At 67.8% G+C, this 20,094-nt stretch carries 20 protein-coding genes; 11 read left to right on the plus strand and 9 right to left on the minus strand.

All coding sequences use genetic code 11. The features are described 5' to 3' along the window. The first annotated feature begins 24 nt into the window (after window positions 1–24). From QP609_RS09725 to QP609_RS09735, 3 genes are all read left to right on the plus strand, one after another. Window positions 25–3,174, plus strand: a complete 3,150-nt coding sequence (locus tag QP609_RS09725; RefSeq protein ID WP_197621133.1) for a multidrug efflux RND transporter permease subunit — start codon at window positions 25–27, stop codon at window positions 3,172–3,174. Next, the gene (locus QP609_RS09730) at window positions 3,155–3,547 is read left to right on the plus strand and encodes a nuclear transport factor 2 family protein (protein ID WP_032959480.1); all 393 of its coding nucleotides are present in this window, start codon (window positions 3,155–3,157) and stop codon (window positions 3,545–3,547) included. Before QP609_RS09725 ends, QP609_RS09730 begins: the two co-directional genes overlap by 20 nt. 83 nt (window positions 3,548–3,630) lie before the next feature. Beyond that, entirely contained in the window at window positions 3,631–4,332 is a 702-nt protein-coding gene (locus QP609_RS09735) for an MliC family protein (protein WP_197621132.1), read from the plus strand. Between the two features lie 119 nt (window positions 4,333–4,451). Here the strand turns inward: QP609_RS09735 and yeiP are convergent, their stop codons facing one another. From yeiP to QP609_RS09760, 5 genes are all read right to left on the minus strand, one after another. After that, a complete protein-coding gene (gene yeiP / locus QP609_RS09740) occupies window positions 4,452–5,018 on the minus strand; it encodes an elongation factor P-like protein YeiP (RefSeq protein ID WP_005409468.1) in 567 nt (188 codons plus the stop codon). A gap of 49 nt (window positions 5,019–5,067) precedes the next feature. Then, window positions 5,068–5,838: an SDR family oxidoreductase gene (locus tag QP609_RS09745; protein WP_014646983.1), complete on the minus strand. Its 771-nt coding sequence runs from the start codon at window positions 5,836–5,838 to the stop codon at window positions 5,068–5,070. A 101-nt stretch (window positions 5,839–5,939) separates the two neighbouring features. Next, the gene (locus tag QP609_RS09750; RefSeq protein ID WP_053495357.1) at window positions 5,940–6,836 is read right to left on the minus strand and encodes a hydroxymethylglutaryl-CoA lyase; all 897 of its coding nucleotides are present in this window, start codon (window positions 6,834–6,836) and stop codon (window positions 5,940–5,942) included. Beyond that, the gene (locus QP609_RS09755; protein ID WP_197621131.1) at window positions 6,833–7,234 is read right to left on the minus strand and encodes a VOC family protein; all 402 of its coding nucleotides are present in this window, start codon (window positions 7,232–7,234) and stop codon (window positions 6,833–6,835) included. Before QP609_RS09755 ends, QP609_RS09750 begins: the two co-directional genes overlap by 4 nt. A gap of 2 nt (window positions 7,235–7,236) precedes the next feature. Continuing rightward, window positions 7,237–8,025, minus strand: a complete 789-nt coding sequence (locus QP609_RS09760) for an enoyl-CoA hydratase/isomerase family protein (protein ID WP_197621130.1) — start codon at window positions 8,023–8,025, stop codon at window positions 7,237–7,239. Window positions 8,026–8,144: 119 nt separating this feature from the next. Here QP609_RS09760 and QP609_RS09765 point away from each other — a divergent pair, with 119 nt between their 5' ends. Genes QP609_RS09765 through QP609_RS09775 form a run of 3 tightly spaced genes read left to right on the plus strand, consistent with a single transcriptional unit; the run spans window position 8,145 to window position 10,506 of the window. Then, a complete protein-coding gene (locus QP609_RS09765; protein WP_005416370.1) occupies window positions 8,145–8,399 on the plus strand; it encodes a FeoA family protein in 255 nt (84 codons plus the stop codon). Continuing rightward, window positions 8,396–10,261, plus strand: coding sequence for a ferrous iron transporter B (locus QP609_RS09770; protein ID WP_032959475.1), 1,866 nt, complete (start codon window positions 8,396–8,398; stop codon window positions 10,259–10,261). The genes QP609_RS09765 and QP609_RS09770 overlap by 4 nt, the downstream gene beginning before the upstream one ends. Continuing rightward, the gene (locus tag QP609_RS09775) at window positions 10,261–10,506 is read left to right on the plus strand and encodes a DUF6587 family protein (RefSeq protein WP_138953577.1); all 246 of its coding nucleotides are present in this window, start codon (window positions 10,261–10,263) and stop codon (window positions 10,504–10,506) included. Before QP609_RS09770 ends, QP609_RS09775 begins: the two co-directional genes overlap by 1 nt. A 106-nt stretch (window positions 10,507–10,612) precedes the next feature. On the opposite strand, the gene QP609_RS09780 is transcribed toward QP609_RS09775, so the two are convergent. The 4 genes from QP609_RS09780 to QP609_RS09795 all read right to left on the minus strand — a co-directional run bounded on the left by QP609_RS09780 (window position 10,613) and on the right by QP609_RS09795 (window position 13,038). After that, a complete protein-coding gene (locus QP609_RS09780; RefSeq protein ID WP_142234665.1) occupies window positions 10,613–11,074 on the minus strand; it encodes a DUF4304 domain-containing protein in 462 nt (153 codons plus the stop codon). Window positions 11,075–11,221: 147 nt separating this feature from the next. Beyond that, window positions 11,222–11,803, minus strand: coding sequence for an NAD(P)H-dependent oxidoreductase (locus QP609_RS09785; protein WP_197621129.1), 582 nt, complete (start codon window positions 11,801–11,803; stop codon window positions 11,222–11,224). A 55-nt stretch (window positions 11,804–11,858) separates the two neighbouring features. After that, the gene (locus QP609_RS09790; protein ID WP_014646990.1) at window positions 11,859–12,254 is read right to left on the minus strand and encodes a MerR family transcriptional regulator; all 396 of its coding nucleotides are present in this window, start codon (window positions 12,252–12,254) and stop codon (window positions 11,859–11,861) included. 4 nt (window positions 12,255–12,258) lie between these two features. Continuing rightward, the gene (locus QP609_RS09795; protein ID WP_197621140.1) at window positions 12,259–13,038 is read right to left on the minus strand and encodes a 3-oxoacyl-ACP reductase; all 780 of its coding nucleotides are present in this window, start codon (window positions 13,036–13,038) and stop codon (window positions 12,259–12,261) included. Window positions 13,039–13,158: 120 nt separating this feature from the next. Here QP609_RS09795 and QP609_RS09800 point away from each other — a divergent pair, with 120 nt between their 5' ends. The 5 genes from QP609_RS09800 to QP609_RS09820 all read left to right on the plus strand — a co-directional run bounded on the left by QP609_RS09800 (window position 13,159) and on the right by QP609_RS09820 (window position 20,081). Next, window positions 13,159–13,830, plus strand: a complete 672-nt coding sequence (locus QP609_RS09800) for a 4-hydroxy-tetrahydrodipicolinate reductase (RefSeq protein ID WP_241887018.1) — start codon at window positions 13,159–13,161, stop codon at window positions 13,828–13,830. Between the two features lie 335 nt (window positions 13,831–14,165). Then, a complete protein-coding gene (carA, locus tag QP609_RS09805; RefSeq protein WP_289214004.1) occupies window positions 14,166–15,293 on the plus strand; it encodes a glutamine-hydrolyzing carbamoyl-phosphate synthase small subunit in 1,128 nt (375 codons plus the stop codon). A 150-nt stretch (window positions 15,294–15,443) separates the two neighbouring features. Further along, window positions 15,444–18,686 (plus strand): carbamoyl-phosphate synthase large subunit, encoded by a 3,243-nt coding sequence (gene carB, locus QP609_RS09810; protein ID WP_197621128.1) that lies wholly within the window; start codon window positions 15,444–15,446, stop codon window positions 18,684–18,686. A gap of 8 nt (window positions 18,687–18,694) precedes the next feature. Next, window positions 18,695–19,159 carry a transcription elongation factor GreA gene (gene greA / locus QP609_RS09815; protein ID WP_026347191.1) on the plus strand — a complete coding sequence of 155 codons (465 nt, stop codon included), beginning with the start codon at window positions 18,695–18,697 and terminating at the stop codon, window positions 19,157–19,159. 4 nt (window positions 19,160–19,163) lie between these two features. Next, a complete protein-coding gene (locus QP609_RS09820) occupies window positions 19,164–20,081 on the plus strand; it encodes a Regulatory protein, RpfE type (protein WP_014646995.1) in 918 nt (305 codons plus the stop codon). The last annotated feature ends 13 nt before the right edge of the window (window positions 20,082–20,094 follow it).

The raw sequence follows: 20,094 nt of genomic DNA on the forward strand, positions 1-20,094 counted from the left end.
ACAGCCCCTCCAGGAAAATCCAACATGGCACGTTTCTTCATCGATCGCCCGGTGTTCGCCTGGGTGCTGGCGATCTTCATCATCCTGGCCGGCGCGCTGGCGATTCCGCGCCTGGCCGTGGAGCGCTATCCGGCGGTCGCGCCGCCCAGCGTCAGCATCTATGCCAGCTACCCGGGTGCGAGCCCGCAGACGTTGAACGATGCGGTGGTCGGCCTGATCGAGCGCGAGCTGTCCAGCGTCAAGCATCTGCTGTACTTCGAATCGTCGGTGGACACCTCCGGCGAAGCCTCGATCACCGCCACCTTCAAGCCCGGCACCAATCCGGAACTGGCGCAGGTGGACGTGCAGAACCGGATCAAGGCGATCGAGCCGCGTCTTCCGCGCAGCGTGCGGCAGAACGGCCTGTTCGTGGAGGCCGCCGATTCCGGCTTCCTGATGCTGGTCGGCCTGCGTTCGCCGGATGCCAGCGTCAGCGAGGCCGCGCTGGGCGATTTCATGGCGCGCAACATCATCGAAGAGCTGCGCCGCATCGATGGCGTCGGTCGCGTGCAGTTGTTCGGTGCCGAGCAGGCGATGCGCGTGTGGCTGGACCCGACCCGGTTGACCGGCTACGACCTGACCATGGGCGATGTGGCCACTGCCATCGAGCAGCAGAACCTGGAGATCTCGCCGGGGCGCATCGGTGATTCGCCGGGTGTTCCAGGCCAGCGCATCACCGTGCCGCTCAGCGCCGACGGCCAGTTGTCCACGCCGGAACAGTTCGCGGCGATCGTACTGCGCGCCGGGGCCGACGGTTCACGGGTGGTGCTGGGTGATGTCGCCCGCGTCGAACTGGGCGCGCAAAGCTATGCCTGGGGCACCCGCGAGGATGGCCATCCGGCCACCGCCGCCGGGGTGCAGCTGCGGCCGGGCGCGAATGCGGTGCGCACGGCGTCGGCGGTCCGTGAGCGCATGGCCGAGCTGGCGCCGCTGTTGCCGCGCGGCGTGGAGGCGAGCATCCCGTTCGACACCGCGCCGTTCGTGAAGATCTCGATCCAGAAGGTGGTGCAGACGCTGCTGGAGGCGATGCTGCTGGTGTTCGCGGTGATGTACCTGTTCCTGCAGAACTGGCGCTACACGCTGATTCCTGCGCTGGTCGCACCGATCGCGCTGCTCGGTACCTTCGCGGTGATGCTGGCGCTGGGCTTCTCGATCAACGTGCTGACCATGTTCGGCATGGTGCTGGCGATCGGCATCATCGTCGACGACGCGATCGTGGTGGTCGAGGGCGTGGAGCGGATCATGGCCGAGGAGGGCCTGCCGCCGCGCGAGGCGACCATCAAGGCGATGCGCGAGCTGACCGGCGCGGTGATCGGCATCACCCTGGTGCTGACCGCGGTGTTCATTCCGATGGCCTTGGCCAGCGGCTCGGTGGGCGCGATCTACCGCCAGTTCACCGTGGCGATGGCGGTGTCGATCCTGTTCTCGGCGCTGCTGGCACTGAGCCTGACACCGGCGCTGTGCGCGACCCTGCTGCGCCCGAACACCCACGGCCATCATGGTCGTGGCGGGCTGTTCGGCGCCTTCAATCGTGGCTTCGAGGCGTTGACCGGGCGCTACCAGCGTGGCGTGGCCTCCGTGCTGCAGCGAAGCGGCCGGGTGATGGGCGTGTTCGCCGCGCTGGTGGCGGCGCTGCTGCTGGGCCTGCACTGGCTGCCGGGCGCGTTCCTGCCGGAAGAGGACCAGGGCTATTTCATGACCTCGATCCAGCTGCCGGCCGAAGCCACCGCCGAACGCACGCTGGCGGTGGTCGAAGCCTACGAACGGCACGTGGCCTCGCGCCCGGGCATCGGCTCCAACCAGTCGATCCTCGGTTACAGCTTCTCCGGTTCCGGCCCGAGCGCGGCGCTGACCTACACCATGCTGAAGGACTGGGGCGAGCGTGCTGGCGCCACCGCGGCCAGCGAGGTGGAGGCCGCGCAGCAGGCGATGGCCACGGTTGCCGAGGGTGAGGTGATGAGCGTGATGCCGCCGGCGATCGACAGCCTGGGCCGTTCGTCCGGGTTCTCGCTGGCCCTGCAGGCGCGTACCGGGCAGAGCCAGGCCGAGCTGCGCGCGGCCCTGCAGCAGCTGCTGAAGCTGGCCGAGGCCAGTCCGCTGCTGTCGGAGGTGCATGCCGATGGCCTGCCGGCAGGTATCAGCGTGCGGCTGGACATTGATCGCGCCAAGGCCGAGGCGATGGGCGTGGGCTTCGAGCACATCAGCAGCACGCTGTCAGCGGCGATGGGCTCGCAGTACGTCAATGATTTCCCCAACAAGGGCCGGTTGCAGCAGGTGATCCTGCAGGCCGACGCGCCGCATCGCATGGAACTGGAGGACGTGCTGAAACTGTACGTGCGCAACAGCGAGGGCGGCATGGTGGCGTTGTCGGAACTGGTGACCCCGAACTGGACCGAGGCGCCGCTGCAGCTGCAGCGCTACCTCGGCTTCCCGGCGTTGAATCTGTCCGGCGCACCGGCCTCCGGCGTGTCGACCGGCCAGGCCATGGCGGAGATGGAGCGGTTGGCCGGGAAGCTGCCGTCCGGTTTTGCCCTGCAGTGGACCAGCCAGTCGCTGCAGGAGCGTGAGTCGGGGGCGCAGGCGCCGTGGCTGCTGTTGTTGTCGATGCTGGTGGTGTTCCTGGTGCTGGCGGCGCTGTACGAGAGCTGGTCGATTCCGCTGGCGGTGATGCTGGTGGTGCCACTCGGCCTGCTCGGTGCGGTCGCCGCGGTGCTGTTGCGTGGCATGCCCAACGATGTGTTCTTCAAGGTCGGCATGATCACCGTGATCGGGCTGTCGGCGAAGAACGCGATCCTCATTGTCGAGTTCGCGCGGCAGCTGCAGCAGCAGGGGCGCGGCCTGGTCGAGGCGGCATTGGAGGCAGCCAGGCTGCGCCTGCGCCCGATCGTGATGACCTCGCTGGCATTCGCGCTGGGCGTGGTGCCGCTGATGCTGGCGCAGGGCGCGTCGAAGGAAACCCAGCAGGCGATTGGAACCGGTGTGTTCGGCGGGATGGTCAGTGCGACCGTGCTGGCCGTGTTCTTCGTGCCGGTCTTCTATGTAGTGGTGCAGGGCGCGCGGCAGTGGATCGCGCAGCGCCTGCGCAGGCGCCGGCCGATGCCGGGAGGAACCGTGGATGGAACGGAACATCGTTGAAAATTTGCATGAGCAACAGTTGATGGCGCTGGAGCAGCGCCTGTGCGCGGCGCTGCTGGAAAATGACCACGATGCGTTGAACGCGCTGGTATCCCCGGCCTTGTTCATGATGGAAGGCCACGGCGGCCGCATGCTCGATCTGCCATGGCTGGGCGATTGGCTGGCCGGCAGCCTGCAGGTGCGAAGCCTGCAGCTGCACGCGGTGGAGGCGCTGCTGTGTGGCCGCCTGGCGTTGCTGTCCAGCGACGTGCGGTTGTCCGTGTGGCGGCAGGGCCGGGAGCGTGAAGTGAAGCTGCGCCTGCTGCGGGTCTGGACCTGCAGTTCCGCCGGCAGCGGTGCGCAGCTGTTGTCGATGGCGGTACTGGCCGCGTGAGTACGGTCAGGCCGCTTTCAGGCCGCGCTCACCGGCAGGTGGTAGGGTCGAAGGTCTCTGTAGTGTCGACAAGGAGTCGAGCCATGCGTGTAGTTCCCAGTCTGTTGGCAGCCTCGCTCGGGTTGGTGCTGGCCGCGTGCCAGCCGGCCCAGGCACCCGCTGCGGGCGGCACCGATGCCGCGCCGCCGGCGGCGCCCGAACCGGCTGCCAGCACCAGCGCCGGTACCGGCAGCGAGACCACGTACCAGTGTGGTGATCTGAGCGTGCGCGCGGCCTTCAATGGCGAGGATGCGGCCACGGTGGTGATCGGCGAACGTACCTTCGCCATGACCTCCGAACGTGCGGCGTCGGGTGCCAAGTACGGTGATGGCCAGGGCAACAGCTTCTGGACCAAGGGCAGCGATGACGGCCTGTTGAGCCTGAAGGGCGAGGCGGACCGCGAGTGCCATGCGGTCGAAGCGACCGAAGGCGATGGCAGTGCGGGCACGGCCGCGTTCCGCGCCACGGGCAACGAGCCGGGCTGGTTGGCGGTCGTCGATGGCGACGCGCCGGGCCTGCGGGTGGAAGTTGACTATGGCGAGCGTCGCTTCGACGTCGCCACGCCCACCGAAGGTGCTGACGGTTGGAGTGGCAAGGCGTCCGACGGTACCGACGTCAAGCTCAGCTTCCAGCGCACCACCTGCCAGGACGACATGAGCGGCGAGTCGTTCGATGCCAAGGTGAACCTGACCATCGGCACCCGCCAGTACCACGGCTGCGGCAACTTCGGTGCGAAGCAGCCGTAAGCCTTCTGTAGAGCCGAGCCCACGCTCGGCTCTACACGATCGGTACATCCGATGCGCTGCCCGCTGCCTGCGGCGAGCACGCCGCAAGCAGGGACAGGCAGCCGATCAGCGCAAGGCGCTTAGTCGGCGCGGCCGGCGAATTCGCCGGTGGCGGTGTTCACCAGCACGCGTTCGCCGTTGACGATGTATTCCGGCACCATGATCTCGATGCCGGTGTTGAGTTTGGCCGGCTTCGGGCGCTTGGTGGCAGTGCCGCCCTTCAGTTCCGGCGGGGTCTCGATCACTTCCAGCACCACCGAGGCCGGCAGCTGGATCGCCACCGGCTGCTCGTCGATCACCTGCACGTAGATGCCGGTCAGGCCGTCGGTGATGTAGCCGGCGTCGTCGCCGATCACGTCCGCGTCCAGGGTGTAGGGCGTGTAGTCCTCGTCATCGAGGAACACGAAGGCATCGCCGTCCTTGTACGAATAGGTGGACTGGCGGCGCAGCAGTTCGACCTCGACCAGGTTGTCGTCGGCATCGAAGCTGGCGTCGAGCTTGTTGCCGCCCGGCACGCTGTACATGATGAAGCGGAAGCGGACGTTGCCGCCGCGACCCTGCGGCGAGCTGCGCTCGATGTCGCGGATCTGGTACACGCCGTTGTTGTACTCGACGACGTTGCCCTTCTTGATGTCGTTGGCTTTCATGGTGATCTAGGTCGTTGGGGGAGGGCGCCGTCCCGGCGCCCGGGGGGAATCACTTCGGAGCGAGGCGGGTAGCGCCGTCCAGGCGGATGGTCTCGCCGTTGAGGTAGGTGTTGCCGAGGATGAAGCCGACCAGGCTGGCGAAGTCTTCCGGCTTGCCCAGGCGCGACGGGAACGGGATCGAGGCGGCCAGCGACTGCTGCACGGCTTCGGGCATGCCATCGACCATCGGCGTCCAGAACACGCCAGGAGCAATCGTATTGACGCGGATGCCGAAGCGCGACAGTTCGCGCGCCATCGGCAGCGTCATCGACACCACGCCGCCCTTGCTGGCGGCATACGCGGCCTGGCCGATCTGTCCTTCATAGGCAGCGATGCTGGCGGTGTTGATGATCACGCCGCGCTCGCCGTCTTCGCCGGCGTCGTTGTGCTGCATGCGGTTGGCCGCGGCCTTGGCCACGTTGAAGCTGCCGACCAGATTGACCATCACCGTGCCCTGGAAGCCGGCCAGCGGCATCGGGCCTTCCTTGCCGAGCACGCGACCGGCGCCGAGGATGCCGGCGCAGTTCATCGCCACGTTCAGGCCGCCGAGGAAATCGTGGGCCTGGTCGATGGCTGCAGCCACGGCCGCCTCATCGCTGACATTGACATTGAAATAGCGGGCCTTGTCGGCACCCAGCCCGGCAACGGCAGCTGCACCCTTGTCGTCGTTGAGGTCGAACAGAGCCACCTTGCCGCCCTGGGCGACGAGGTGCTGGGCCACGGCCAGGCCGAGGCCGGAGACGCCGCCAGTGATCACGGCACGTACGGAAGACAGCTGCATTGAACGGTCCTGCAGGTTCGAGAACCGCCGATTCTAACGGAAGCGGCGACCGTCGCCGTTGTGCGCTGCGCCGCCCGAGCGGGAGCGGCGCAGCGGGTTGCTCAGCCGGTCGCTGCGAGCGCCTGGCCGGTGCGGCTGGCGGTGGCGCGGCCGAGCAGGCCGGCCAGCCAGCGGCCGGTCTCGGCCAGTGCCGGCAGGTCCACGCCACTGTCCAGGCCCAGGCCCTGCAGCAGGTAGACCACGTCCTCGCTGGCGACGTTGCCGCTGGCCCCCTTCGCGTACGGGCAGCCACCGGCGCCCGAGACTGCACTGTCGACCACGCGCACGCCTGCTTCCAGGCAGGTGGCGATGTTGGCGATGGCCTGGCCGTAGGTGTCGTGGAAGTGCACGGCCAAGGCTTCCATCGGGATCTCGGCAGCGACCGCCTGCAGCATCGCCCGTGCCTTGCGTGGGGTGCCGACGCCGATGGTGTCGCCCAGCGAGATTTCGTAACAGCCCATCTGGTGCAGCGCGCGCGCCACCCGCACCACGTCGGCCAGCGGCACCTCGCCCTGGTAGGGGCAGCCGAGCACGGTGGAGACGTAGCCGCGCACGCGCACGCCATCGGCGGCGGCGCGGTGCAGGATCGGCTCGAACCGGGCCAGCGATTCGTCGATGCCGGCATTGGTGTTGGTGCGGTTGAAGGCCTCGGACGCGGCGGTGAACACCGCTACTTCCTCCACGCCCACCGCACGGGCGCGGTCGTAGCCCTGTTCGTTCGGCACCAGTACCGGGTAGTGGATGCCCGGCCGGCGCTGGATGCCGGCGTAGACCTCGGCGGCATCGGCCAGCTGCGGAATCCACTTCGGGCTGACGAAACTGGTCGCCTCGATGCTGCGCAGGCCGGTGGCCGACAGGCGGTTGATCAGTTCGATCTTGTCGGCGGTGGACACCGACTGCTTTTCGTTCTGCAGGCCGTCACGCGGGCCGACCTCGACGATGCGGACGTAGTCGCTCATGCAGCCACCTCGCCGACGGGGCGATGGCAGACCGCTTCGATGTTGTTGCCGTCCGGGTCGAGCACGAAGGCGGCGTAGTAATCCGGGTGGTACCACGGGCGCAGGCCCGGCGCGCCGTTGTCGCGGCCACCGGCGGCGAGGGCGGCGGCGTGGAAGGCGTCCACCTGCGCGCGGCTGGCGCAGGCGAAGGCCACGTGCACGCCGTGGCTGGCGGTGCCGCCATTGCCGAGCCAGAAGAACGGCTTGCCGTCGCTGCCGAAGCCGATGTGGTCGTGGTCGCCGGTCTGTTCGGCGCTCACTTCCATCACCACGCCGATCTGCAGCGGCGCCAGCGCCTGCAGGAAGAAGGTCCTGCTGCGCGCCAGGTCGGCGCTGGTCAAACCAAGATGATCGAGCATGTTCAGGCTTCCGTGACCCAATGGGGGGCGCGCTTGTCGAGGAAGGCGCCCAAGCCTTCCTGGCCCTCGGCGGACACCCGCAGGCGCGCGATCAGGGCGGCATTATCCCGATCCAGCGCGTCGCGGTCATGGCTGTCTCGGACCTTCCGGACCAGCTGCTTGGCGGTGGACGAGGCGATCGGGCCGGCCTTGTCGAGCAGGGCCAGCTGGCGCTCCAGCGCTTCGTCCAGGCGCTCGGGCTCGACCAGCTGGTGGACCAGGCCGATGCGCAGTGCGGTATCGGCGTCGAAGTGCTCGCCGGTGGCGAACCAGCGCCGCGCCTGGCGCGGGCCGATGGCCTCGATCACGTAAGGCGAGATCACCGCCGGCAGCAGGCCAAGGCGGCTTTCGGTCAGGCCGAAGCGGGCCGAGGTGCTGGCGATGGCAATGTCGCAGCAGGCAACCAGGCCGACGCCGCCACCGAAGGCCGCGCCGTGGACCCGGGCCAGGGTCGGCTTGGGCAACTCGTCCAGGGTGCGCATCAGCCGTGCCAGTGCCAGCGAGTCCTCGCGGTTGTCGGCCTCGCTGGCCGCCGCCATGCCGCGCATCCACTGCATGTCGGCGCCGGCCGAGAAGGAGGCGCCGTGGCCGGCGACCACCACGGCCCGGACCGAATCATCGCGGCCGGCGGCTTCCAGCGCGGCGGTCAGCCGGGCGATCAGGCTGGCGTCAAAGGCGTTGTGCAGCTCCGGCCGGTTCAGCCAGAGGGTGAGGACGGCGCCACGGCGCTCGATCTGCAAAGCATCGTTCATGGGATTCCAGGGTCACTCCATACCTGTATGGATCATAGCGGACCATTGGTCATGGGCCATGACGCGACGCGGGAATGTTAGAATCGAGAACCATTTACATCCAGCAGAGAACACGCTAGATGACGCTGTCCGAACTGCCGCTGCACACCTCGGCCGTGGTCGAGTCCGTGCAGGACCTGCATGCCAACGATGCCATTGCCCGGCGCCTGCGCGAGCTGGGTTTCGTGAACGGCGAGGAAGTGCGCCTGGTGGCCAAGGGCCCGGTGGGCGGCGAGCCGCTGCTGGTGCAGGTCGGGTTCACCCGGTTCGCGCTGCGGATCAGTGAAGCCAAGCGGGTCGTGGTCGACGCCGCCAGCCAGGAACGACGTGCATGACCGCAATCGCCGCCACCGCCCCCCTGCGCATCGCGCTGGTCGGTAACCCCAACAGCGGCAAGACCGCGCTGTTCAACCAGCTGACCGGCAGCCGGCAGAAGGTCGCCAACTACACCGGCGTCACCGTCGAGCGCAAGGAGGGTCGCCTGCGTGCGCCGTCCGGCCGTGAATTCGCCGTGCTTGACCTGCCGGGTGCCTACAGCCTGCATCCGGCCAGCCTGGACGAGGCGATCACCCGTGACCTGTGCCGGGGCTTCTACCCGGGCGAGGCCGCGCCGGACGTGCTGCTGTGCGTGATCGACGCCACCAACCTGCGCCTGCACCTGCGCTTCGCGCTGGAACTGCGCGAGCTGGGCAAGCCGATGGTGGTGGCCCTGAACATGGTCGACGCGGCCCAGCGCCGCGGCATCCAGGTGGATGTGGCCGCGCTGGAACGCGAGCTGGGCGTGCCGGTGGTGGAGACCGTGGCGGTGCGCAAGCAGGGCGCCAAGGCCCTGGTCGAGCGCCTGGACGCCATGGTGCCGCACCTGGATGCGCCGGTGCCGGGCCCGGAAGGTGGCATCGATTACCACGCCAAGGTGCGCGGGATCCTGTCGGTCGCCGTGCGCATGCCGGCACGGACCGCGAAGATCGACGACGCGCTGGACCGCTGGCTGCTGCACCCGGTGTTCGGCCTGGTCAGCCTGGCGGTGGTGATGTTCCTGATCTTCCAGGCGGTGTACGCCTGGGCGACGCCGCTGATGGACGGCATCGAGGCTGGCTTCGCCTGGCTCGGCACCTTTGTTGGCAGCGTGCTGCCGGAAGGCCCGCTGGCCAGCCTGCTGACCGACGGCATCATCGCAGGCGTCGGCGGCGTGGTGGTGTTCCTGCCGCAGATCCTGATCCTGTTCTTCTTCATCCTGGTGCTGGAGGAGTCCGGCTACCTGCCGCGTGCGGCGTTCCTGCTCGACCGCATGATGGCGGCCGCCGGCCTGTCCGGCCGCTCGTTCATCCCGCTGCTGTCCAGCTTCGCCTGCGCGGTGCCGGGCATCATGTCCACGCGCAGCATCCAGGACCCGCGTGACCGCCTGGCCACGATCCTGGTGGCGCCGCTGATGACCTGCTCGGCGCGCCTGCCGGTGTACGCGCTGCTGATCGGTGCGTTCATTCCGCAGAAGACGGTGTGGGGCGTGTTCAACCAGCAGGGCCTGGTGCTGTTCGGCTTGTATGCGGCGGGCATTCTCAGCGCGCTGGCGATGTCGTGGATCATGAAGAAGTGGCGTCGCGACAAGAGCGAGCACCCGCTGATGCTGGAGCTGCCGTCGTACCGCCTGCCGCATGTGCGCGACCTGGCGGTGGGGCTGTACGAGCGCGGCATGATCTTCCTCAAGCGCGTCGGCGGCATCATCCTGGCGCTGACCATCCTGCTGTGGGTGCTGCTGTCGTTCCCGGCGGCACCGGCCGACGCCACGATGCCAGCCATCGACTACAGCTACGCCGGCCAGATCGGCCATGCGATGGCGGTGTTCTTCGCGCCGCTGGGCTTCAACTGGCAGATCTGCATCGCGCTGATCCCGGGCCTGGCCGCGCGCGAGGTGGCGGTGTCTTCGCTGGCCACCGTGTATGCGCTGTCGGCCGCCGATGACGATGCCGCCAGCCAGGCGCTGACCCCGCTGATCAGCGATGGCTGGTCGCTGGCGACCGCGCTGTCGCTGCTGGTCTGGTACATCTACGCCCCGATGTGCATCTCGACGCTGGCCACCATCAAGCGCGAGACCAATTCGTGGAAGCAGATGGGCTTTGCCGCGTTCTACCTGTTCGCAGCGGCTTATGTGGCCGCACTGATCACCTACCAGGTGACCAGGGCGCTGGGAGGCGGCTGATGGATACCGGCCTGCTGATCCAGTACCTGATCATCGCGGTGGCTGTGCTGGTCAGTGCCTGGGTGGTGCTGAAGAAGCAGTTCCCGGGCACCGTGCGCACGCTGCGCGGTGCGTTGGCGTTGGCCCTGTTGAAGCCGGGCCGCGCCGCCTGGCTGCAGGCGCTGGGGCGGAAGGTCGCGCCGCCGGCCAGCGGGGGTGGCGGTGCCTGTGGCGGTTGCGACAGCTGCGGGCCGACCAAGAAGTAGCATCGAGCCATGCTCGACGGCGGCCGGCCGGTGGGTGCGAACCTTCGGCCGGTGGTGCGGGCCTTCGCCCTGTGGGTGCGAACCTTGGTTCGCACGCTCTCGGGATTCAGACCTCTCTGCGGATGATCGCCCGGAAGTTCCCGTCCCGGTTCAATCGCCGCACCGATTCCCTGTTCCCATGGGCTGCCGCGAAACCTGCCACGTCGGCCAGGGCATCGAGCAGCAGGGCCTTCAACGCGTCGCGGTTACCGGCCTCCAGCAGATCTTCAAGATCCTGCTGGATGAAGGTCCGGCGCAGGCCCGGCGTTTCTTCGATCCGCCAGTCGACATGGGGCGTGGGGATGCTGGAGCGGTACCGGAAAGCCGTTTCAAGATCGTCAGGCGCGAGGGGATACGTGAGCAGTTCCGGAAAGTAGAGTCCAGCATTCACATAGAAGCCCCGGCTTTCGCTGGCGCGCTGGTGATTCACGACAAGCAGCGCGGCGTCCAGCAAGCGGTAGCGGGTCGTCGACGTCCCGGCAAAGCCGGTCTTCCTGGCGCACTTGCTGAAGACAGTCGAGGATTTCATGGGCTTTGCCTGGGCCGTAACAAGGGCCCACAGCCTTGAGGCGCAGTGCCTGACGGTCAATTGGCAAACGCGACACCCGCAACGAGCGCCCCAGGTGGGTGCGAACGCTCCAGGTGGGTGCGAACCTTGGTTCGCACGCTCTTCCAGCTAGTTGGCCCGTGAGCCCAGCTCCGCTGCCAACGCCAGCCACCGGTTGCGTTGCTCCGGCGAGCTGCTGCGCACCGCACCGAGTCGGCTGACCCGCACAGGGCGGATGCCGCAGAATTCCAGAATAGTGGCGCGGATCTGGGTGATGCCCGGGTCGCGGTAGATCCAGCGGTAATACCAGGGCGGCGTATCCAGCGTGGTGATCACCCGTGCGCTGCGACCGGCCAGCAGCCGGTCCCACCAGACTGAATCGCGCCGGTAGCGGAAGGCGTACCCCGGCAGCAGCACGCGATCGAAGAAGCCCTTCAGCAGCGCCGGCATCGCGCCCCACCAGGTGGGATAGACCAGCACCAGATGGTCGAAGGCCTCGATCGCATCCGCAGTGTCCTGCAGGTCGGCTTCCAGCGGCTGGATCTGGCGGTAGCCATGGCGCAGCACCGGATCGAACTCGAGTTCGCCGAGTGCGATCAGGCGCACCCGATGGCCAGCATTCTCGGCGGCGGTGGCGTAGCGCTGGGCGAGGGCACCGCACAGGCTGTCGCGGTCGGGATGGCCGAGCAGGATCAGGATGGAACGGGACACGGCAACCTCGGGCAATGGAAAGTGCGCGAGGTTGGGCTATGCCCTTGGGGCAGAGTCAACCACCAGCGGCGCAGCCGCTGGGTTCCAGGATGCAGTCACCGCTGCCGGAGTGCAGCCACTGCCGCAGTTCGTCGCTGACCTGCTGCAGGTCGAGCTCGACCTGCGCCAGCCGTGCCCGCTCGCTGGCGATGCGGCTGCGTTGTTGCTCGAGCAGGGCCAGCACCGCGGGCCAGTCGAGCCGTCCGTCGCGGCCCTGCAGGCGGGAGATCGCGGCCAGGGTGATGCCCAGCGCCAACGCCTGGCGGATCAGCTGCACCCAGGCCACATCCTGTTCGCTGTAGTCGCGATAGCGGTTCAGCCGCGGCACCGGCGGCAGTAGTCCGCGCGCCTCGTACAGGCGGATGGCCTTGGCGCTGGCGCCGGTCAGGCGGCTGACCTCGGAAATGCGCATTGGCTCAGTCCCGCACCAGCCCGCCATCGACCACCAGGTTCTGCCCGGTCACCGCGCGCGACCAGGGGCTGGCGAAGAACAGCGCGGCATCGGCGAATTCTGCTGGCGTGGTAACGCTGCGCAGTGGCGTGTTGGCGGCGATGTAGTCGAACACTGCCTCCGGCGTGGCAGCGCTGGCATCGGTGGTGCGCAGCAGGCCGCCGGACAGCATGTTCACGGTGATGCCATGTGGGCCGAGGTCGCCGGCCAGCGTGCGCGTGAGGGACAGTAGCGCGGCCTTGGCGGCGGTGTAGTCGTGGTAGGGCACGACCGGGTTCTGGAACAGGTTGGTGCCGATGTTGATGATGCGGCCGAAGCGGCGGGCCTGCATGCCGGGCAGGGCGGCCTGCACGGTGTTCAGCGCGCCGCGCACGCTGCCCTCGAACTGCGCCTGGAACGCCGACCAGCCGATATCGGCGGCACCATCGCGGGCGTCACCATTGAACGAGAACGCGGCGAGCGCATTGTTGACCACGGTGGTGACGCCCTGGCCGAAGTGGGCCAGGGCGTGCTGCAGCATTGCATCGACCTGGCTGCGGTCGGTGACGTCGGCCGGCAGCGCGATCGCCTGTCCGCCCAGCTCGGCGGCCAGCGCCCGTGCGGGGCCTTCGCTGCGGTGGTAGTTGACGATGACGCGCGCACCCTGCGCCGCGAACGCGCGGGCGATGTGCTGGCCAAGGCCGCGGCCGGCGCCGGTGATCAGCACCAGCTGTTCGCTGATCTGCATGAAGGGGCTGCCATCCATTGCATGAAAGGGCATGCAGCGTAGCAGCGATGGCGCTTGCCGGAGCGGGCGTGCTGCCGCTAGCCTGCAGGCATGAACCAGACTCCTCTGCGATTGCTCATTCACGGTGCCTCCGGGCGCATGGGCCAGGCCCTGCTGCGGCTGGCCGCCGAACATCCTGAAACCCTGCAGATCGTGGCCGCAGTGACCGGCCGTGCGCCGGCACAGCGCGTGGTCGACGGCGTGCCGTTCTTCGGCGCCAGTGAGCTGCCCGGCGCGCCGGTGTTCGATGTGGCGATCGACTTCAGCCTGCCGGAGGGTTTCGACCCGATGCTGGCGTTGTGCGTGGAGCGGGGTGCCGGGCTGGTGTCGGGTACCACCGGCATCTCCAGCACGCAGCGGCAGGCGCTGGAGGCCGCGGCGGCGAAGATCCCGCTGGTATGGGCCTCGAACTTCAGCCTGGGCGTGGCGGTACTGGACGAACTGGTGGAGCGCGCGGCGCAGGCGCTGGCCGGCTGGGACTGCGACATCGTCGAATCGCACCACACCCAGAAGAAGGATGCGCCATCGGGCACCGCGCTGACCCTGGGCGCGGCCGCGCAACGGGGCGGGGCGGAGCCGCACTACGCCAGCCTGCGTGCCGGTGACATCGTGGGCGAGCACATGGTGCAGTTCACCGGTCTGGGCGAGCGCATCGAGCTGGTGCATCGGGCCACCAACCGCGACATCTTCGCCCGCGGCGCCCTGTTCGCCGCCCGCCAGCTGCAGGGGCGGGCGCCGGGCAGCTACCGGGTAAGGGATCTGCTGCAGTAGGCGGGCTGATTCCTGGGGTCGGATCCCTTTCCTGCGGAAAGGGCTCTGACCCCATCCGAGGGCGCCTGGGGTCAGAGCCTTTCCCATTCGGGAAATGGATCCGACCCCGCCTCCGGCCCGCATACGCCGCCGGATTGAAATGAATGCGCAATCGCCTGTTCATGAAGCGCGATAACCGCTGGCGCGAGCGCCCCGGCAGCGCTACAATTCGCACTCGCCGAATCACGAAAGCCGGACCGGTCCCAGACCGTACGTCCGCGCTTTTTTGCAACCGGATTTCCGTGAAGCGCAGGCGTGACTTCGGCAGCCCCCTCGGTAGCCAAAGTGAGATTCCCGTGACCCAAGCCGCAATCCTCGTCCTCGAAGACGGCACCGTATTCGAGGGCGAATCCGTAGGCGCGCCCGGCCTGTCCGTCGGTGAGGTGGTGTTCAACACCGCCATGACCGGCTACCAGGAAGTGCTGACCGACCCGTCCTACGCCCGGCAGATGGTCACGCTGACCTATCCGCATATCGGTAACACCGGCATGACCGACCAGGACAACGAAGCGTCCAAGGTGTGGTCGGCCGGCCTGATCGTGCGCGACGTTCCGCGCCGCCCCAGCAACTGGCGCAGCCAGGTGTCGCTGCAGGACTGGCTGATCCAGCGTGGCGTGGTCGCCATCGCCGGCATCGACACCCGCAAGCTGACCCGCATCCTGCGCGAGAAGGGCGCGCAGAACGGTGCGCTGATGGCCGGCGACATCGACGTGGAAAAGGCACTGGAAGCCGCCCGCAAGTTCCCGGGGCTGAAGGGCATGGATCTGGCCAAGGTCGTCACTACCGAGAAGGCCTACACCTGGACCGAGGGCCAGCTGGACCTGGATGCCAACGCTTTCGTCAGCGTGCCGGCCCGGTTCAAGGTCGTGGCCTACGACTTCGGCGTGAAGACCAACATCCTGCGCATGCTGGCCGAGCGTGGCTGCGAAGTGACCGTGGTACCGGCGCAGACCCCGGCCGCCGAAGTGCTGGCCCTGAAGCCGGACGGCGTGTTCCTGTCCAACGGCCCGGGTGACCCGGAGCCGTGTGACTACGCCATCGAAGCGACCAAGACCTTCATCGATGTGAAGATCCCGACCTTCGGCATCTGCCTGGGCCACCAGCTGCTGGGCCTGGCCTCGGGCGCGCAGACCATGAAGATGGGCCATGGCCACCACGGTGCCAATCACCCGGTGCAGGACCTGGACAGCGGCCGGGTGATGATCACCTCGCAGAACCACGGCTTCGCGATCGATGAAGCGACCCTGCCGCCGACCCTGCGCGTGACCCACCGTTCGCTGTTCGACGGCACCAACCAGGGTGTCGCCCGCACCGACGTGCCGGCGTTCTCGTTCCAGGGCCACCCGGAAGCGTCGCCGGGCCCGACCGATGTCGGTCCGCTGTTCGACCGCTTCGTGGTGCTGATGGAGCAGGCCAAGGCGTGATCAGTACGCCGCCGGCCCCCCCGGTGGCGTCGCGATGGACCGTAAACCCCGCATCGCTGCTGCCCCCGGCGCGGCGCTGCGGATCAAGATTCCTGATCGACAGCGTGCGATCACTCCCCCTTGTCACGCTGTACTGACTTAGAGAAGAAAATGCCCAAGCGCACTGACCTCAAGACCATCCTCATCATCGGTGCTGGCCCGATCGTCATCGGCCAGGCCTGCGAGTTCGACTACTCCGGCGCCCAGGCCTGCAAGGCCCTGCGTGACGAGGGTTACCGCGTGGTGCTGGTCAACAGCAACCCGGCCACGATCATGACCGACCCGGAGATGGCCGACGCCGTCTACATCGAGCCGATCAACTGGCAGACGGTCGAGAAGATCATCGCCAAGGAAAAGCCCGATGCGCTGCTGCCGACCATGGGTGGCCAGACCGCGCTGAACTGCGCGCTGGACCTGGCCGACAACGGCGTGCTGGAGAAGTACAACGTCGAACTGATCGGCGCCAAGCGCGAAGCGATCCGCATGGCCGAAGACCGCGAGCTGTTCCGCGTGGCCATGGGTGAGATCGGCCTGGAATGCCCGACCGCCGCCGTCGCCCACACCCTGGACGAAGCGCTGGAGATCCAGACCCGCGTCGGCTACCCGACCATCATCCGCCCCAGCTTCACCCTGGGCGGCAGCGGTGGCGGCATCGCCTACAACCGCGAAGAGCTGGTCGAGATCGTCAGCCGCGGCCTGGAACTGTCGCCGACCACCGAGGTGCTGGTGGAAGAGTCGGTGCTGGGCTGGAAGGAATTCGAGATGGAAGTGGTCCGCGATACCGCGGACAACTGCATCATCGTCTGCTCGATCGAAAACCTGGACCCGATGGGCGTGCACACCGGTGACTCGATCACCGTGGCGCCGGCGCAGACCCTGACGGACAAGGAGTACCAGCGCCTGCGCGATGCCTCCATCGCCGTGCTGCGCAAGATCGGCGTCGATACCGGGGGCTCGAACGTGCAGTTCGGCATCAACCCGAAGACCGGCCGCGTGGTCGTCATCGAGATGAACCCGCGCGTGTCGCGTTCCTCGGCGCTGGCCTCCAAGGCCACCGGCTTCCCGATCGCCAAGGTCGCCGCCAAGCTGGCCGTGGGTTACACCCTGGACGAACTGAAGAACGAAATCACCGGTGGCCTGACCCCGGCCTCGTTCGAGCCGTCCATCGATTACGTCGTCACCAAGATCCCGCGCTTCGCCTTCGAGAAGTTCCCGGCCGCCGACGCCCGCCTGACCACCCAGATGAAGTCGGTGGGCGAGGTGATGGCGATGGGCCGTACCTTCCAGGAGTCGGTGCAGAAGGCCCTGCGTGGCCTGGAAACCGGCAAGGTCGGCTTCGACCCGACCGGCCTGGACCTGGCCAACGAAGACGACCTGCAGACCCTGCGTCGCGAGTTGAAGGCGCCGGGCCCGGAGCGCCTGTTCTTCGTCGCCGACGCGTTCCGCGCCGGCATGAGCGTGGAAGAGATCTACGCACTGTCGTTCATCGACCACTGGTTCCTGGACCAGATCGAGGAAATCATCGCTGCAGAAGGCGAAGTCGCGGCCGGTGGCATCGACGCGCTGGATGCCGCACGCCTGCGCAAGCTGAAGCGTGCTGGCTTCTCCGATGCGCGCCTGGCGCAGCTGACCGGCACCAATGAAGCCGCCATCCGCGCGCTGCGTCGTGCGCACAAGGTGCGCCCGGTCTACAAGCGCGTGGACTCCTGCGCCGGTGAATTCTCCACCGGCACCGCCTACCTGTACTCGACCTACGAGGACGAGTGCGAGGCCGCGCCGAGCAACCGCGACAAGATCATGATCCTGGGCGGTGGCCCGAACCGCATCGGCCAGGGCATCGAGTTCGACTACTGCTGCGTGCACGCGGCACTGGCGCTGCGCGAGGATGGCTATGAAACCATCATGGTCAACTGCAACCCGGAAACCGTGTCGACCGACTATGACACCTCCGACCGCCTGTACTTCGAACCGCTGACCCTGGAAGACGTGCTGGAGATCGTCGAACTGGAACAGCCGAAGGGCGTGATCGTGCAGTACGGCGGCCAGACCCCGCTGAAGCTGGCGCGCGCGCTGGAAGCCAATGGCGTGCCGGTGATCGGCACCAGCCCGGACTCGATCGACCTGGCCGAAGACCGCGAGCGCTTCCAGCAGCTGGTCGACACGCTGGGCCTGAAGCAGCCGCCGAACCGCATCGCCCGCAACGACCAGGAAGCCCTGCTGCTGGCCCGCGAGATCGGCTACCCGCTGGTGGTGCGCCCGAGCTACGTGCTGGGCGGCCGTGCGATGGAAATCGTCTACGGCGAAGCCGACCTGGCCCGCTACGTGCGCGACGCGGTGAAGGTGTCCAACGATTCGCCGGTGCTGCTGGACCGCTTCCTCGACAACGCCGTGGAGTGCGACGTCGACATCATTGCCGATGCCCAGGGCAACGTCCTGATCGGTGGCGTGATGGAGCACATCGAAGAAGCCGGCGTGCACTCGGGCGATTCCTCGTGCTCGCTGCCGCCGTACTCGCTGTCGGCTGAAACCCAGGCCGAGCTGCGCCGCCAGGTGGTGGAGCTGGCCAAGGCCCTCAACGTGGTCGGCCTGATGAACACCCAGTTCGCGATCCAGACCAGCGACGAGGGTGCCGACACCATCTACCTGCTGGAAGTGAACCCGCGTGCCTCGCGCACCGTGCCGTTCGTGTCCAAGGCCACCGGCATGCCGCTGGCCAAGATCGCCGCCCGCTGCATGGCCGGCAAGACGCTGGCCGAGCAGGGCGCGACCAAGGAAATCGTGCCGGACTACTACTCGGTGAAGGAAGCGATCTTCCCGTTCGCCAAGTTCCAGGGCGTCGACCCGATCCTCGGGCCGGAGATGCGCTCCACCGGTGAGGTGATGGGCGTGGGCCGCACCTTCAACGCCGCCTTCGCGCGGGCGCAGGAAGCCGGCGGCATCAAGGCCCCGCCGGTTGGCAAGGCCTTCGTCTCGGTGCGTGATCCGGACAAGAAGCGCGTGCTGCCGGTGGCCAGGGCGCTGCTGGCGCGCGGCTACAGCCTGGTCGCCACCCGTGGCACCGCCGCCTGGCTGCAGCAGCACGGCATGGACTGCGAGATCATCAACAAGGTGGTCGAAGGCCGTCCGCACATCGTCGACTCGATCAAGAACGGCGAGATCGTCTACATCGTCAACACGACCGAAGGTCGTTCGGCGATCAACGACTCGTTCTCGATCCGTCGCGAGGCGCTGCAGCATCGCGTCACCTACTCGACCACCATTGCCGGCGCCAAGGCGCTGGTGGATTCACTGGAATTCCGCGGCACCGGTCCCGTCTGGTCGCTGCAGGAGCTGCACAAGGAGTTGAATGCATGAGAGCCCCCATCACCATGAAGGGCGCGCAGAAGCTGCGCGACGAACTGGATCACCTGAAGTCGGTCAAGCGCCCGAAGGTGATCGCCGCCATCGCCGAAGCGCGTGAGCATGGCGACCTGAAGGAGAACGCCGAGTACCACGCCGCGCGCGAGGAACAGGGCTTCATCGAAGGCCGCATCAAGCAGCTGGAAGGCGAGCTGTCGCACGCCGAGATCATCGACGTGAGCAAGCTCAACGCCGGCTCCAAGGTGGTGTTCGGCGCCAGCGTGACGCTGGCCGACGTGGAAACCGACGAAGAGAAGAAGTACCAGATCGTCGGTGACCTGGAAGCGGACATCAAGCTGGGCCTGATCGCGATTTCCTCGCCGGTGGCGCGCGCGATGATCGGCAAGCTGGAAGGCGATTCGATCGTGATCGACGCCCCGGCCGGCCAGCGCGAGTACGAGATCGTCAGCGTCAGCTACGTGGACTGACACGGTGGCAACGGCGACCCTGCTGTTGCCGGCCCGCAGCCGCTTTGCCGCGGCTGCGTTGCCGGACGATGTGGCACGTGCGCTCGGCCGTGCCACGACCGTGCAGGTCGCGCCGGGCGAACGCGCGCAGCTGACGCGCCATTTTGCGGTTGCCGCGCCGCACTGGCCGGTGGCCGCGTTGACCCGCCAGCGCGACGTCGGCGATGCCGCCGGCGCCAGCTGGCTGCGTGCCGATCCGGCCTGCATGGTGCCGGACATGCATGGCGCGCGGATGATGGCCTACGGCGAAACGCTGCGGCCGACGCTGGCCGACAGCCTGGCCCTGCTGCCGGTGCTGCAGCCCTTGTTTGCCGATGCCGGGTTCGTGCTTGACGCACCGGACCCGTCGCGCTGGTACCTGCGGCTTCCAATCGACCTGGTGCTGCCGGACTTCAATAGTCCGGACGAGGTGCTGGGCGATGACCTGTTCTCGCATCTGCCGGAGGGCGAGGGCGGCCGTCGCTGGCGGGCGCTGATGACCGAAGCGCAGGTACTGCTGCACAACCATTCCTGGAACCAGCAGCGCGCCGCTCAGGGACAACAGCCGATCAATTCGCTGTGGTTCTGGGGCGGTGGCGTGATGCCGGTGTCGGTCAGCACGCCGCACGCACAGGTGCGCAGCCGCGATGCCCTGCTGCAGGGCCTGGCCCTGGCGGCTGGCGTAGCCGTCGATGGCGAACAGGCGGTGGATGCACTGGTCGACCTGCGCCAGCTGCGTTCGCTGCAGCAGCTCGGCAATGATGCAATCCGGCCGCTGCTGGCCGCGCTGAAGCGTGGCGAGCTGCAGCGGCTGGTGCTGGATTTCGAGGACGGCCTGCAGTTCCAGCTGGACCGCGGCCAGCGCTGGCAGTTCTGGAAGAAGCCGCGGCAGCTTCACGATTGATCGGGGTCGACCG

The organism is Stenotrophomonas sp. 8(2023), assembly GCF_030345295.1.
In the GTDB taxonomy this organism is placed as follows: Bacteria; Pseudomonadota; Gammaproteobacteria; order Xanthomonadales; family Xanthomonadaceae; genus Stenotrophomonas; species Stenotrophomonas muris.